The sequence below is a fragment of the Prosthecobacter sp. genome (assembly GCF_044222345.1).
Classification (GTDB): domain Bacteria; phylum Verrucomicrobiota; class Verrucomicrobiia; order Verrucomicrobiales; family Verrucomicrobiaceae; genus Prosthecobacter.
In genome coordinates this window covers 112,335-128,352 of sequence record NZ_JBGANL010000011.1, presented here as the reverse complement: position 1 = coordinate 128,352, position 16,018 = coordinate 112,335, and the positions used below count along the sequence as shown (strand labels likewise).

Genomic DNA, 16,018 nt, shown 5'->3' with positions numbered 1-16,018 from the left:
CACGTCCTTCAAGTCCAGACTGATGGAGGCATTGCTTGGCGCATCTCCCATCCGAAGAATGATGTTCACACCCTTGACTCCGGATTTGTCAGTGAAGGTGTCCAAATCACGGCTTTTGATACGAAGGTATTCAACAGCCTCTTCAATGGTTGCCCCTTCAAATTGCACCGTCGGGAAAATGATCTTGTTCATCTTTTCCGTCAAATACGCACCGGGGCTGCGTCCCACACCATATTCAAAGGCGATCGCCTGCCCCTGCACCGGCACCTTGTCCTCCCAGGTCTCAGTCACCTGCGCGAGCATTTTGGCACGCTGGTGATCATAGGCTGTCTTGAAGTAAGCCTGACGCTTGCGCTCAGCATTCTCCATGCCGCGGCGGGCCGCGCTGTTGTAAGGGTCAGTCCGCAGAACATCCTGATACTGCGCGATGGCTGCATCATACTGGCCGGTTTCGACGGAACTATTGCCCAGCAGGAGTCCTGCCTGCACCTTGCCGACATTGGTCACGTGCTCAGCGGTGAGAGATGGCGGCCAGCGGTCTGGATCTTCAAGCTGCTTCTGGAAAGCCAGGGCGCCTTTGTGCCCCGGAATCAACACCAGCGCACCTTCCAGCAATTGACGGGATTCCTTGTAATTGCCTGCCTTGGCACGTTCCTGGGCAACCGTGACGCTGCAATCCGCATACTTGAGCTGGGCCAGATCCAGCCAGTCACGGGTCAACGGCGCATTCGGCAGCGAATCGATGGCGGATTTGTAGGAGCTGAGCGCGCCATCATAATCCCCCTCGCTGAATAATTTATCACCACGATCCATGGCCGTGCGCGCATCTTCAATGCGGGCATAACGACGTGCGATTTCGCGATTGGCCATTCCTGTGACGGTACTTTGACTTTGCGCCATGATCGATGGCGTGGAAGCAGTCAAAACGAGAAGGGAAAGGTTGAACACCAGACGAGAGTGATGGGTCATAGGGCAAACTGACAATATTTTGTGGTAAAGAGAGATTACTAACAGAAGAGGGCGAACTTTGGCGAGCTAATTTTTCTGCCGGGATGAAAATAGCGAAGGGCTCAGCCTTGCTTAATTTCGATGGTTTCTTTCGTGGGTTTACCATCCGTCCCAAGAAGAGATATGATGGCTTTGGTTTCTTCCAATTTGAGAATGTAGTAGGTTTTGCCAAGGCCGGGAAGCTGGAACGAGCCGCCTTCTTTGACCCCGGGAATGACCTGACGCTTCTTCCAGCGGAATTCGAACTCAGCCTCATAATCAGCCAGGTTGACCTCCTTGCCTTCCACCAGTTCAAATTCCTTCTGGGTGGAGATATCAAACATTTTCAGCACAAACGCATCCTTGGGCCCAAACTTCGTTTCGACAGTTTCTTTCCGGAAGGAGAGGATTTTGAAACGAATCGTTCCCTTATCAAAGCCAAACTCTTCGTTGAGTGGCTTGAAAACACTGGCCCGCGTCGGCACCGTGCGCTGAATCTGGAAGGTGCCATCGCTGCCACCTTTCAACATCAGGATGTAGTCATGGCTGATACGCTTGGTCAGGAACAGCTTGTCGGTGTAGGGCGGCATCGAACTCGCATCCCGCGGATCCGTCTTGGCATTGAATTCTTCCAGATTGGAAAACCCGTCGTTGTCCGCATCCAGCTGGCCGACATTGGGCGAGAAGATGTTGGGAAGCTGTGCTTCCGGCGGATTTTTCGTCAGATCTCCCGTGAGGAAGAGATTGGTCATGGGTTCACGCAGCTTCGGCTCCGGCAGCAGAAGGTCGAACAACTTGCTGTCTTTCATCACCAGCATCACGGACTTGTTCAAAGGCACCGCCTTCTCGTTCCGCACCGGGGAAAGCCATGAATACTTTTTCTTCATGGTTTCAGTGGCGTCTGTCACCTTCTGGCTGGCGGGTGCATTCAAGTCATTCTTGGAGAACCCCTGTGGGAGGGTCAGACTCTCCTCAAACCCTTGCGATTCAAGGATCAGAAACACGGCCACCCCAATCGCTAAAAGGGAGGAAATGATCAGAATGGTTTTTTCGTAGTTGCCCTGTCGGTTCTGCATGGTGGTGCTTTAAGGCTGCGGATTTTTATAAAGTGAGATCAACGTCCGGCGGGAGCCTGGACCGCAACCCCTGCGGCGGCGTCCAAAAATTTGATCAGATCGATTTCGAGCCTGACCTTCAGGAACTCATTGCCAAAGACTGGAATGGCATCCACAAAAGCTGGCGGCGGCGGCTTGATCTCGTCCGACGGAGCTTCCTCCGTTTTGACAGCCTCATTCGGATCTTTCGTCGCTTCAGTCGGCAGCCTGACTTCAGAAACCAGCGGTCCGTCCTGACGCTGATTCTCAATGCGCAGCAGGCGCAGGCTGGTGAAATAGGGCATGTCCGTCGGGCTGGTCAGACGGCTGATCAGGAGCTGCAATGGCCCTTGGTCCAAGGTCAAAACCACCGAGATCTGTCGCTTCTCAAGAATACCAGCAGCCGCCTGCCCCTGCATTCCAGCATTATTGTTTCCCTGGCTGGTGGACGTGGCCGCTTCGACGGGCAGTTTGGAACGCTCCAGCACATCCAGCGACTGCACTCCGCATTTCATGAGGAGCTTCGTCAGCTCATCCACAGCGTCCAGATAACCGGAAAGCTCGGTGGCTTCAGCCCCGGATTTGGGCAGCGTGTGGGTGTAGTCATCAAAACCAAAGGCAAACTCTGCAGGGAGCTGCATCTTCGCCTGCACGGACGTCTTGCGGATTTCGGAGATCTTGGCTTTGAGCTTGTCCTGAAACTCAATGTCATTGATCGCCGCAACCTTGGGCTGAAGGATGAGCACCGTTTTGCCAAGGGTGTCCACCAGCTTCGCATACTCCGCCACCGAATCCTGCTTGGCCTTCAGATTGGCCTCCGTGGGAGCCAGCGGTGCGCCTTTCAGGCCGGCCACCTGATTGCCGAGGCCTAGATAGCCCTCCTTGGTTTCTGCATAGACGCTCCATGCATCAAACAGCAGATAGCCAAGGGCCAGCGAGCCGACGACGATTACGCCAAGAATGGCGGCCAATGGTTTATTTTCACGTATCCAGTCCATGATGCTTTATTGAAATTGCAGAGGATTGCGCAGAGGCATTTTAATTTCGAAGTGATAGGCGTAGCGCACTTCATCCACGCCACTGTCAACCTTCACATAGGTGTCACGTTTGGCTTCAAAGTCCGGCGCATTGAACGCGTCCAGCTTGGCCAGCTTCGAGGCAAAATCATAGACCACCTTCTGCTCGCCTTTGTCGTTCTTGCGATACAGGCCCTGCAGGCGCAGTGTGTAAACCGGCGCAGCAGGCGCCCCGGCCCTGGAGTTGCTGGAGGCATTGGAGGTATTCGCAGCAGGCCTGCTGTTGTTCTCTTCACCGCCCCACAGCGCCTTCGTGATGGGTTTGCCATCCTTCAGCACTTCGATCACAGGCAGCCAGATCAGATCATTGTCGAACTGCTGGTTGAGATCATTGAGCAAATGCGCCCACCAGGAGCGGTCGGTCACCGCCTGCTCCAGCTGCGCACTGCGCACCCGGAGATCTTCCTGCTTGGCATCCAGCTGGCGGATTTGATTGGCCAGATTGGTGAGCTGCCCGCTTTCAGCCTGCAGGGCGGCAGAACGCGTTTCCACCACCGCACTCGCGCTCTTGAACCAGAAGATCGAGGCAGCCAGGGCCCCCATGATGCAGATCCCAGACAGAATCAAGGCAGGCGCACGGCGTGCCGCATCACGCGCCGAAGCCAGCGGCCCGGGCACGAGTTCGATTTCGCATGGGCAGGAACCCATGCCGCGCAGCGCCAGACCGACGAGTTCTCCAAGCGCTGGTGCATCCATCTGGGCCGCATCCGCGCTCACCCCACGATCCATCTGCACACCACGCAGCCCGTTGTAAATCTCCACCGGCAGCTTCAATTTTTCCGCGAAAAACTCCGCGATGTAGCCTGCCCCCGAGCCACCGCCTGCAAGGAACACACGCTTTGGCGCGCTGCCACCCTGCTGACTGCGGTAAAACGTGATCGTGCGCATGATCTCAGCGTGAAGACGCGTCATCGAATTACGCATCACCTTGGACATGGCGTTCACGCCTTCATCCGGGTGATCCTCCACCGCGCCACCCAGAGCCACAAAGCCCTGGGAACGCTTCTGACGCTCGGCCTCGGCAAAGGAAATGCCGAACTCCTTGGCAATCGCGTTGGTGACGGCAGCACCGCCCACCAGCAGATTGCGGGTGAAAAAGCGATCTCCTTCCACAAACACCAGATTGGTTGAGCGGGCGCCCATGTCCACGATCAGCGCAGGCTCATCCACATCGGGATAACTGTAACGGAAAGCATTGTAGAGCGCCAGCGGCCCCACATCCATCCCGATCACATTGACGCCGCAGGAAGCAACCTCCGCATGCATCTCGTTCAGCGGCTCACACTTCATGGCGGCCAGCACCACCTCGATTTCACCCAGCTCAGACTTGGAGACCACCTCGTAGTCCCATGAGACTTCATCCAGCTGCCACGGCACATTCTGCCGCGCTTCAAATTCCACGATCTGTGCCAGCTTGTCCCCATGCACAGGAGGCAGCTTCACAAAACGGCTGAACACCGGATGCCCGGGGACGGAACACCAGGTTTTCTGGCCCTTGATCTTCACCTTGGAGGCGAGCTCCTGCAGCGCCAGCTTCAACTGCGGGAGGCGGCTGGCATCCACAGAGGGATCGCCATCCAGCTCAACAATTTCGTACCGCTTCAGAATGAGATCCCCTCCCGGCGTCTTGCCGAAAAATGCTCCGCTGACACGTTGGGAGCCGAGACTGATGACTGCAATGCTAGTTGGGTCTGCCATGCTGGGAAGGGTTTATATCACTGATCTGTTGAAAACTTGCGTCGAACTCGGCCGGCTTGGTTACTTGACTTTAACCGGCACATCATAGTCGCCAAAAACAGCCGCAAAAGGTGTTTGCATCTTGTTGAGTACCATTCCTTGCATGATCTCAAAATTGTCTTTGCTCTCCCACCAGGCACTTTTGCCAATGCTTGACTTGGCGGCGATGACTTTGCCATCAACGACGATCTCAACTCCCCACCCCTGAATGTCGACAGAGGCGGTCACGGTGTCCTTCATGGTGAGGGTCTTCATCGTGGCTGGAGAAATGTACCCCAGTGCGTGGCAGGGCTCATCCGCAGGTATGTCCAGCAAATCCAGCGATCCCTGAAGGACGATGCGTTTCGGCTTGGGATCCTTGGTCATTTCCTGCAGCGCCGCATAAATATTGAGCTGCATGCCTGGATAACTCCCCTTTCTGCCACCCGCTTCAGCAGGAAGCTTGATGTCAAACTCCACATCAAATTCAATCCAGTTTTTCGGCGTCCAGCGCTTCATCTTCACATTGGTGACGCTCAATTGCGGCGTCTGCTGCTCTTCCACCTGCACGTTTTTGATTCTGACCTTCACATCAGGCAGTTTTTCACCCGTCGCCGGCGCCTGCGCCTGAACGACATTGGCAAGAAGGAGAGATGCGAGAATCAAACTGAGAGGTTTCATTGTGTGGGCTGGTTGTTCCAATAATTTAAAAGTTTTATCAGCAAAACACCCTGCGCATCAAGCAGGGATTCGAGAAAGTCGCGAAAATACGTCACTGTGCGGAAATTTCCGTCTTCATGCAATTCCTGCGATTGCAGTCGACAGAGGTATTCTTGGAGTGGCTCATTACGAATGATCAGGGGGCAGGGAGCGCGGAGTCTGTGGCATTCCCGTCAGAGTGCAAGCAAAAGACAAGCGGGGATTTCGTGAACATCTAGGGCTTGTATAAGTCTGATTTCAAAGCCTAAACTCCCCTTCCTCATCATGATGTTCTCCTGCTCGCGTCCCCTCACCCTGCTTTTGGCCAGCTTTTTATTCGCCGCCTGCGATCAGTCGGACAGTCCCGATGTGGAAAAAGCGATCAGTGATCTGGAAAAACAAAAGCAGGCAAAAACGGCAAAACAAGAAAGCACTCCCGCCTCTCCTGCCAGCCCCCTTTCCTCCCCAGGCATTCTTGCCTCCACCGGCCTCGCCGCCAAGGATGAGCGCGCCGAAATCATCCTGCTTCTGCCTGACGCACGCATCGCCATGCAGGAATTCCAGCGCAATGGCCTCGCCATGCTCGTCGGCAGGCAGGCGGGCTACAAGCTCACCACCAGTGACGCCGCCGGCAGCAGCACCACGCAGATCGAACAGTTCCGCCAGGCCATCGCCGCCAAACCGGCAGCCATCATCCTCAGCCCCATCGATCCCCCGGCCGTTGCAGCCCTCATCGTCGAAGCACAGACCCACGGCATCATCGTCATCGGTCTCGACAAACGCATGCTCAATGAAGGCTGCGCCAGCGTTGTCTTCACCGATCAGCGCAAAGTCGGGCGCATGGCCGCAGACACCATCACCGAAGCCCTCAAACGCAAGGCCGCCGAAGAAAAGCGCACCGAGGTCACCGGCCGCGTCGTCCAGCTTCGCGGCGCTGCAGACAGCTACTCCACCAATGAGATCGCCGAAGGTTTCAGCGAAGGCCTCCGCACCCAGCCCGGTGTCATCCTCGTCCATGACGCCCCGGCGGAGTGGAGCACCGAAACGGCAACCAAGCGCACCACTGAAGCATTCAACCTCCAGAAAAATTTCGATGCCATTTACGCTCAGAGCGATGCCATGGCCATCGGTGCGGCCAAAGCCGCCGACACCGCCGGCCAGCGTGAAAACATCTTCATTATCGGCACAGATGGCCTCTCCGGCCAAAAGCGCGGCCTCGAACTCGTCCGCCTCGGTGACCTCGACGCCTCCGTCGTTCAGCCCGCCCTCGTCGATCTCGCCCTCAAGATCATCACCAAGTTGCGCAGCGACAAAGCCTTCAAACCCCAGCCCTCGTATGAAATTCAGCCCGTGGTGATCCTGCCCAAAAATGTGGAGCAGATGCTCCGCACCGGCACCTACAGGCTGCCCAATCTGTGAACCAACAACACACCCCATCCGCCATGTTGCGCTCGCTCACCGCCCTCCTCTTCCTCCTCGCCTGCGCCGACCTGTCCGCGCAAGACGCCGCCGCCCCCAAACCCGACGCCAAAACCCAGCTCGAAGCCGCGCAAAAGCTCGTCAAGCAGGTCTCCCCCGGCGTCTACGACCTCAACGGCATCCAGATCACCGCCGCCACCCGCGAGCTGCGCATCCCCTGCTCCATCCTCCATCAAAAGCTCCCCATCGAGTACGCACTCTGCCATGAAAACGGCGAGAAAGTCCATGAGACCATCCTGGAGACCAAGGTAAAGCCCATCCAAATCCAGCTCGCCCTTCTCCTCGCCAATTACCAGCCCGCCACCCTCGGCATCCTCGCAAAGCTCGATCCCAAAGCCGAGCGCCCCTACAACGCCAAGGACACCGAGCCCAAAACTCCCGGTGCCAACCGCCTCGCCATCCACGTCGAATGGAAAGAAGGCGACAAAACCAAAAAAGTCCCCCTCTCCGACTTCATCCAGAACATCGAAAAACGCAAAACCCCCGACGACCTCGACACCTGGATCTTCAACGGCTCCATCATTGATGAAACCGGCTTCGCCGCAGAGCAGACCGGCTCCATCATCTCCACCTACGTGGATCGTGCCGCCATCATCAATTCCGCCGCCAAAGGCAACGAACGCGACGACCTCTGGATCAGCATGCCCGCCAACATCCCCGCCGAAGAAACCAAGGTCACCCTCATCATCACCCCAGCGAAATAGCATAGAAGCGTTTGATTCTGATTCGCGACAATTCGCGGGCATTCGCCTCCATTCGCGTTGGAAATCTCTGACCCTCTGCGTCCTCCAAATTGCCGCAGTGCAACATCAGTGGCTCCATCAGAGAACAGGTTCAATCTCTGCCTCTTTGCTCCTCTGCGGCAAACCGAACCTCCCAGGCTCGCCATACTCGAAATGCGTATTGTGAGTCACCAGACCAGCTCCCACGGTCAAAAAGCGCCCACCGCCGCCCCGGCATGGACAAGAATCGTCCGCGCTCAAAGAGCCCCCCCTTGCCCATTGACGCCGCCCTCTTTCCATATCCAGTTCCCTGTACCATGAAAATCCCAGCCCTCCTCCTCACCCTGGCGCTCGGCACCACCGCCGCCTTCCCCCAGGCCACCACCCAGGCCTCCCGCAACGAATCCCTCAAGCAGGAGCTCCGCCTCGGCGTCGAGCGCGGCCTCAATTTCCTCCGCTCCAAGCAAAACCCCGCCACCGGCCAGTGGGGTGACGCAGAGCCCGTCGCCATGACCGGCCTCGCCATCATCAGCATCATGCTCGACCCCAACCGCAAGCCCGGCGATCCCGTCCCCGCTGAAGTCGAAAAAGCCACCAAGTTCCTCGTCGCCCAGGCCCGCCCCGATGGCGGCATCTTCATCAAAGGCCGTGGCAACTACAACACCGCCCTCGCCCTCACCGCCCTCCTCCTCAACAACAAGCCCGAGAACGAGGAAGTCATGCTCAAGGCCCGCCGCTACCTCGTCCACTGCCAGGTCGATCTCGATGAAAAAGGCAAGCAGGACAATCCCCTCGATGGCGGCATCGGCTACGGCGACGAAAAAGGCATGCACGCCGACATGTCCAATCTCTCCTTTGCCCTCGAAGCCCTCTACTACTCGCAGCAACTCCTGGCAGACAAAGGCGATGCCGCCAAGAACGAGCCCCAGCTCAACGTCGCCGCCGCCATCGACTTCATCCAGCGCTGCCAGAACCGCCCCGAAAGCAACAAATCCGCCTGGGTCAGCAAAGACCCCGACGACGCCGGCGGCTTCATCTACAACCCCTCCGAAACCCGCGGCGCCAAAGTCACCAATCCCGATGGCAGCATCGCCCTCCGCAGCTACGGCAGCATCAGCTACGCCGGTCTCCTCAGCTTCATTTACGCCGGCGTGGACAAAGACGACCCCCGCGTCAAAGCCGTCATCGAATGGCTCCAGAACCACTACAACCCCAATGAAAACCCCGGCCTCGGCGCCGCCGGCCTCTACTACTACTACCAGACCATGAGCAAGGCCCTCAGCATCGCCAAGATCGACTACATCAAAACCAAAGACGGCAAGCTCATCGACTGGCGCAAAGACATCACCGAAAAACTCCTCAGCCTCCAGAAAGGCGACGGCTCCTGGTCCAACACCGAAGGCCGCTGGATGGAATCCGACCCCGTCCTCACCACCACCTACATCCTCATGGCCCTCGGCCGCATCCACCAGACCCTTTAAAAAAGTTGCCCCGTTGCTGTGCGACGGGTTTAGCCTCCCTCCAAACGCCGCGCCCTCAAACAGCGCGGCGTTTTTTGTACTGTCACGCTCGCCGCCCTCCCCCATGGCCACAGCCCTATTTGGACTGCGGTCGCACAGCGACGAAGGAGCGCAGCTACCGCTTTCGACGGACCCGTCAGCTCACCCGTGCCAAAGAACACCCAATGCGGGAGCCAATCATTTTACGCAAGCCGTGTCATTTCGCGTCCACCACACGCCCTCGAAAGACACATCAACCGCCCCGCACTCCGGAACAGCACCGTCATGCCCACAGCCTAAAAACATCCCTCTCGACATCCCGCCGCCTCATTCGGTAGTCTAACCGGCATGCACGCCCTCCACCGCCTCGTGGCACTCCTGCTCGTCCTCACCTCGGTACTGCATGCGGAGAAGCTGGAGATGTTCACTCGTTCCTTCAAAGTTCGGCCAGCTTTTCTTTCGCAATCCGATTTGGACAGCATCAAACTCGGCCCCGATCCCTTCGGCCCGCAACCAGTTCAGAATAAAACACTCAGGCAAATCCTTGAAGACGCCGGCATTACCTTCCCGGAAGGTGCTTCCGTATCTCGTGGCCCAGTGGGTGAAATTGTCTGCCGCAACACCGAGGAAAACCTCGAACGCCTGAAGAAGCTTGTGGAGTCAGAAAACGCCGCGAATCATGAGCCCCTGCCTGCGAAGAAGCTGCCATTGATCACGCGCACCTTCAAAGTACCGCGTGATTTTCTGGTCTGGGACCCTCCCGCGAAAACCGCCCCCATCAGAGCTCCCCGCAGACCCTTTTGCCCCAGGGTCAGCTCCCGGCACCTCACTCTCTCTCGACGCGCCACCACCCCGCGTCCTGCTCCGGGCATTACACAAACTCGAAGCAGCCTAGCTGTCACATTTTTTGAAGGAGCCAGCGCCAGCTTCAATCCGCTTACCGGCACCCTCACCGTTGCCAATTCACAGCCCAATCTCGACCTCATCGCTGCCTATGTCGAGGCTCCGTTGAACAGGCCCCCTCCAACATCGCCTTCACTCTCACCGTCATCGAAGGCCCGGGCGCTCATCCGCCAGGCCAATGCCGCAGCATCCAAAAAAGCGAACGCCTTCAAGGAGCTTGCCTCCTTGCTCGACGACGCAAAGAAGCCCGGCTCCAAAGTCCGCGTGGTTGGCGATGCCTTCCTCGAAACAAAACCCGGCACTCGCGCCATCATCGAAATGGGACTCGCTCACAACCATGCCACCCTGTTCGCTCTTGATGCCAAAAGCCGCGCCTCCGTCACAGATGAGATGCATCAGGTCGGTCTGCGCTTCGAGATCGAACCCACCGTGAGCTCCGCCTTCAACAGCATCATCGAAACCTCGTTCGCTCTGTCGTTCAATGCCGCACCTCCCACGCAAAGACAGGTGAGCGTGGACGACCCCGTCACCGCACACACCGCAGACCTTCCCGTCACCGATTTCTCCGAAACTCAAATCGTCACCGGCATCAGCTTCTTCAATGGCCATACCCGCCTCATCGGCGTCACCAAGCCCGTCACCACGCCTCAGCAGGATGCAGACACCCTCTGTGCCGCATTTCTCACCGCCACGCTGCGCCGCGTTGAGGCCCTTCCCATCTCTCAGCCCAAGGTGGCCTCACCATCCTCCGTGCCGCCCGGCATGATCTTCGCCGCCCTGTCCAGACCCGAGGGCTGTTTCGACCACAAATTGGTTGCTTCATATAACCCGACTGTTCCCACTGACTTGGACGTCCCCTCTCGCATCACACTGAAGGCATGGTTGCTCACCCGAGGCGTCACCTTCCCGTCCGGTTCATCCATCGAGCACCGCGCTGGCGTCCTTCGCTGCGTCAACACACCGGACAACATCGCCCTCATTGAGACAATCACAGATCACGAACTCAGCATCAGACCGCATACCCTCGCGTTCACTCTCCACACCGTGGAAGCACCCGCATCCTTCCTGCGTGACTTGACCCGCCAGACGCTCGCCTCAGCCGACGATTCCGCCATGCTCGCCGCCGTCGAAGCCGCCGCCGCTCGTGGCGAAGCCACCTTCATCAACTCCACCTTCCTTGAAACCAAATCCGACTCACGTGCCACCCAGCATGCAGTCCAGGAGCACTGCTATCTGGGTGCTTTTAACATCACTGCCCAGGGTCACACGCAGCTAAGTTTCAAATCGCGCCTCGTCGGCTCCCTGCTCGAAATCGAACCCATCCTCGAGGCCGACAAGCGGACTGTCTCTCTGGCTTTTAGCCACGAACTGCACCCGACCGCACCCGTGATCCATCGCAGTCACTTCCGCGATCCCTCCACTCAGCAGTCCCTCGACATCCCCCTCACGGATTTCAACACCCACAAGACCACCACCCACCTGAGTCTCACCAAAGGCGGCACAAAATTAATCGCCTTGAATCCACCCAGCGGCCTTGATCGCCCCGGCCTGCTCTGGGCTACGTTTCTGAAATGTTCTGTCGTCCCCCACTTACCTACCGATCAAAGTCAGACGGCCGGTCAAAACACATACCATCCCCCGGATCCCAAAGCATGGAGCTCCCGCGCCTACAAAGTGCCTTCAGACTACCTCTCCACCGCAAGCGATCCCGCCAAAATCAAAACGACCCAGCAGATTCTTGAGGCCTCTGGAATTCTTTTCCCAGAAGGTGCCACGGCGATATTCAATCCCAGCCTCGGCCGGCTATTCGTCAGAAACACCAACGAGAATCTCGACCTCGTTGAAGCCTACACGGATTTCCATTGCCGTTTCCCACTGCCCCCCATCGCCTTCACCACTCACGTCCTTCAGGGCCCCGGCCCGCTCCTTCGCCGTCTCACCGCACAAGCCGCCGACAAAAGCGATCACCGCACCGAGCTCGATGAATTGCTCGCAGCCGTCAAGACCGGCACCGTCCAGCATCTCAACACCGCACGCATCGAGACAAGGTCCGGCACCCGTTCCACATCCACACAGAGCCGTCAGCACACCTACATCGCCGACGTCAATATGAACGGCCCCGGCAAGCCCCCCTTCCCTCAGGAGATGCGCGAAGTCGGGCTCCGCGTCGAACTCGAACCCTATGTCGGCACAGACGGCTCCACCGTGGAACTCACCCTCGCCCCCCAGTTCCACACCGCCCCGCCCTTCGAACACCGCGAGCACATCATCGACGAAAAAGGCCATCGTCTCGAATTTCCCCTCACCGATTTCTCCACCACCAAGCTCACCACCGGCATCACCATGCCAGACGGCTCCGCCCGTCTTCTCTCCCTCTACAAGCCCACCGGCAAACCCGAGTTCGAAAAAGACGACATCCTCCAGGCCATCTTCATCACCTGCGACATCCTTCACCCCGAAGATCCGCCCGTCACCAAATAGCCCCCTTTCGCCATCCCCCATCCGTTTCTTCGTATGGTAGCACCGGCTTCAGCCGGCCCGGTTCTGCGTTCGCAGTTCGAGCATCCCGTCCTTCGTAGCCTCGGCGAAGAAGGAAGCCCAACCGGTTCCACACCGCAGCCCTTCCCATCCCCCAAGCCGTCACGCAGCCCCCATATCTGCCTGACGGCTTTTTCCTACTCATCCCTCTCGACATTCCTCTCCCTCCTCCCGTAATCTCCCCGGCATGCGTCGCGCCTTCCTCCTTCTCCTGCTTCTGGCATCAGCCCTTCCTGTGCAGTCCCAAGAACCGGCCAAGGACAAGACACCACCCCAGATCTCTCCCACACCTAAGCAGGCAGACCTCGACGCCAAAGCCCGGCTGAGACAGAAAATGGATGAGATCATCATCCCCTCGGTTCATTTCGAAAAGGCCACTCCCAGGCAGGCGCTTGAATTTCTCCGCACCAAGAGCCGCGAGTTGGACAAGTCCCCCGCAGCTTCCGGTGAGAAGGGAATCAACATCATCCTGCGCACGCAAGACTCTCCTGAAGGGCCCCGCATCACTCTGGATCTGAAAAACGTGTCGCTTGCCAAAGCCCTGCTCGCCACGACTGAGCAGGCAGTGATGGTTTACCGGGTGGAGCCCCTGGGTGTGCTGGTGTCAGACATGCATGCCTACCGAGGCGAGAGACACACCCGCACCTTCAAAGTCCCGCCAGATTTCCTCTCCTGCGAGATTCCTCCGGCTGCTGCGCCACCCCCAGCGGCAGACCCCTTCTCCGACGCCCCTCCCTCCGCACCGGCGGCCGTTCCGCCTCTCAAAACCGCGCAGCAAATCCTGGAAGCCGTCGGCATCCCTTTTCCCGAGGGAGCCAGCGCCACCTTCAGTCCTGTCACCAGCCTTCTCACGGTCACCAACACACTGCCAAATCTCGATCTCGTCGCAGCCTACATTCTATCAATCACCCAGCAGTCGCCAGCCACCATCGCCTGCACCCTCACCGTCATCGAAGGTCCCGGGGAGCTCATCCGCCAGGCCAGTGCCGCCTCTTCGCGCACCACGAACGCAGCCCCGGAGTTGAGCAGGCTTCTCAACCTTGTCAAAAATCCCGGCTCCGATGTCCGCATCGTCGGAGACGCCTTCCTGGAAACCAAGTCCGGCACTCGCGCCACCACCCAGGCCGTGTGCGATCATGCCTATGCCTCTGATCTCACCATGGACGCAAAAAGCCGTGCCTCCGTCACTCATGATACGCGCCAGATCGGCCTGGCACTGGAATGGGAACCGACTCTCGGCGCGGATCGCACGACCATCGAGTCCTCGATCTCGATTCAATTGCATCCCGCACCGCCCGCTTCGCGCCAGGTCTCCATCACAGAGCCGGCCAGCGGTGGCACCGCGGAATTCCCCTCCACCGACATCGCCACGGCGCGTTTCACCACCGGCTTCACCAGCACCCCCGGCAGCACCAAGTTCCTCGGCATCACCAAACCTGTCGGCACCTCCAAACAGAGCGCAGACATACTCTGGGCCGCTTTTGTCACCACCCATGTACGCCACGTCGGGTCCCTGCCCTCTTCCAATCCAGCCCCTCAGCCTCAAGTCGCTCAGACACCCGCAGGCATGAGCACCGCCACATTCAATGTGCCCGAAGGCTTGTTTGAAGCCTTCATCGAGGAATCCCAACCTCCCCAATCCTTGGTCACGAAACACATGCCGCTGCAAACATGGCTCGAGGCCAACGGCATCACTCCTGTCAAAGGAGCCACCGCCGAACACAACGGCAGCGTCCTGACCATCATCAACACCTCCGATAACATCGAACGCATCGCACGCCTCACCGGCGAGTGCCTCCGCAGATCCTGCAAGACGGCCGCATTCACCCTCCATACCCTTCAGGCCCCCGCCTCTTTCCTCCGTGAACTCACACACCAGATCGCCACCACAGCGGATGATACCGCCATGCTGGCCGCCGTGGAAGCCGCCGTCGCTCGTGGAGAGGCCACCTTCATCGACACCCTCTTCGTCGAGACCAGAGCCGGCACCCGCGCCACCCACGAATCCGTTCGCGAACACACCCATCTTTCCACCTTTGGCACCGATGCCAAAGGCCAGCCTAAGCTCGCCTTCGCGACACGCCCTGTCGGCTCCATCCTTGAAATCGAACCCACCGTCGGCAGCGATGGCCGCACCGTGGAGATCACGCTGGCCCACCAACTGCATTCCGCCCCTCCCGAAGCACGCCGCGAACACTTTCGCGATCCCTCCTCCAACAAACCTTTCGACCTGCCCGTCGTCGATTTTCACTCCGCCAAGACCGTCACCGGCCTCTCCGTGAACAAGGGCACCACCAAGCTCCTCTCGCTCAACCGTCCCACAGGCCGCGGCGATGCCGACGTCCTTTGGGCCACCTTTCTGAAATGCGATCTCGTCACACAGGTTCCAATCTCCCGCCAAAAAGTCGCTGAAAAGAAAAAACAGGCCCCGCTCGACCCCAAAGCCTGGAACACCCGGATGTATCACCTCCCGCCAGATTTCCTTTCAGTCAGCTCAGTGACACCACCCCCAAGGAGAACAGCCAGGATGATTCTCGAAGCCTCGGGCATTCCCTTCCCCGAAGGAGCCATCGCCTCATTCAATCCCGCCACATCCATCTTGTTTGTCAAAAACACCAACGAGAACCTCGCCTTGATCGATGCCTACGTTGAGTCCATTCGCAGAGTCGCACCCAAGACCATCGTCTTGACCGCCCACATCCTCCAAGGCCCCGGCACGCTGCTCCGCCGTCTCACCGCACAAGCCGCCAGCAAGGGCGATCACCGTATCGAACTCGAAGAAGCCCTCGCCGCAGTCAAATCCGGCACCGTGCAGCACCTCAACACCGCGCGCATCGAAACCAAGTCCGGCACCCGCGCCACTTCTGAGCAGGCCGTTGAGCACACCTCCGTGACCGACGTGACTGTGAATGCAGATGGCGTTCCCGCGTTCGTGCAAAAAATGCGCGAAGTCGGTCTCCACCTCGAATTCGAGCCCGTCGTGGGAGCTGATGGCATCTTGTTGGAACCCAGCCTCACTCTCGAATCCCACACCGCCCCTCCCCTCGAACACCGCGAGCACCTCACCGACACCCAGGGCCGCCCCCTCGAGTTTCCACTCACCGATTACTTCACCACCAAAATCACCACCGGCATCACCATCCCCGACGGCACCACCCGCCTCCTCTCCCTCTGCAAACCCACCGGCAAACCCGAGTTCGAAAAAGAAGACATCCTGCAGGCCATCTTCATCACCTGCGACCTCCTTCGCGCAGGCGAGTAGCATACCTCACAAAGTCAAAGCTAAGCCGTCGGCATCCATCATC

10 protein-coding genes are annotated in these 16,018 nt (G+C 58.5%); 5 read left to right on the top strand and 5 right to left on the bottom strand.

From position 1 onward, the window contains the following. The 5 genes from ACILSL_RS08760 to ACILSL_RS08740 all read right to left on the bottom strand — a co-directional run. On the bottom strand, positions 1-870 hold an 870-nt coding region (locus ACILSL_RS08760; protein ID WP_395731628.1), incomplete at its 3' end, for a tetratricopeptide repeat protein. 200 nt (positions 871-1,070) lie between these two features. Then, a complete protein-coding gene (locus ACILSL_RS08755) occupies positions 1,071-2,063 on the bottom strand; it encodes an Amuc_1099 family pilus-like system protein (protein ID WP_395731627.1) in 993 nt (330 codons plus the stop codon). 38 nt (positions 2,064-2,101) lie between these two features. Next, positions 2,102-3,079 carry an Amuc_1100 family pilus-like protein gene (locus ACILSL_RS08750; RefSeq protein WP_395731626.1) on the bottom strand — a complete coding sequence of 326 codons (978 nt, stop codon included), beginning with the start codon at positions 3,077-3,079 and terminating at the stop codon, positions 2,102-2,104. A 6-nt stretch (positions 3,080-3,085) separates the two neighbouring features. Beyond that, a complete protein-coding gene (locus ACILSL_RS08745; RefSeq protein ID WP_395731625.1) occupies positions 3,086-4,855 on the bottom strand; it encodes an Amuc_1101 family PilM-like pilus complex protein in 1,770 nt (589 codons plus the stop codon). Positions 4,856-4,915: 60 nt separating this feature from the next. Beyond that, the gene (locus ACILSL_RS08740) at positions 4,916-5,554 is read right to left on the bottom strand and encodes an Amuc_1102 family pilus-like protein (RefSeq protein WP_395731624.1); all 639 of its coding nucleotides are present in this window, start codon (positions 5,552-5,554) and stop codon (positions 4,916-4,918) included. Between the two features lie 303 nt (positions 5,555-5,857). On the opposite strand from ACILSL_RS08740, the gene ACILSL_RS08735 reads away from it, so the two are divergent. From ACILSL_RS08735 to ACILSL_RS08715, 5 genes are all read left to right on the top strand, one after another. After that, the gene (locus ACILSL_RS08735; protein WP_395731623.1) at positions 5,858-6,991 is read left to right on the top strand and encodes a substrate-binding domain-containing protein; all 1,134 of its coding nucleotides are present in this window, start codon (positions 5,858-5,860) and stop codon (positions 6,989-6,991) included. Between the two features lie 23 nt (positions 6,992-7,014). Continuing rightward, positions 7,015-7,755: a YdjY domain-containing protein gene (locus ACILSL_RS08730; protein ID WP_395731622.1), complete on the top strand. Its 741-nt coding sequence runs from the start codon at positions 7,015-7,017 to the stop codon at positions 7,753-7,755. Between the two features lie 335 nt (positions 7,756-8,090). Further along, the gene (locus ACILSL_RS08725) at positions 8,091-9,254 is read left to right on the top strand and encodes a prenyltransferase/squalene oxidase repeat-containing protein (protein WP_395731621.1); all 1,164 of its coding nucleotides are present in this window, start codon (positions 8,091-8,093) and stop codon (positions 9,252-9,254) included. Positions 9,255-9,620: 366 nt separating this feature from the next. Beyond that, complete coding sequence (locus ACILSL_RS08720; protein ID WP_395731620.1) at positions 9,621-12,656, top strand: hypothetical protein; 3,036 nt, start codon at positions 9,621-9,623, stop codon at positions 12,654-12,656. Between the two features lie 244 nt (positions 12,657-12,900). Next, positions 12,901-15,975: a hypothetical protein gene (locus tag ACILSL_RS08715; RefSeq protein WP_395731619.1), complete on the top strand. Its 3,075-nt coding sequence runs from the start codon at positions 12,901-12,903 to the stop codon at positions 15,973-15,975. Positions 15,976-16,018 lie beyond the last annotated feature (43 nt).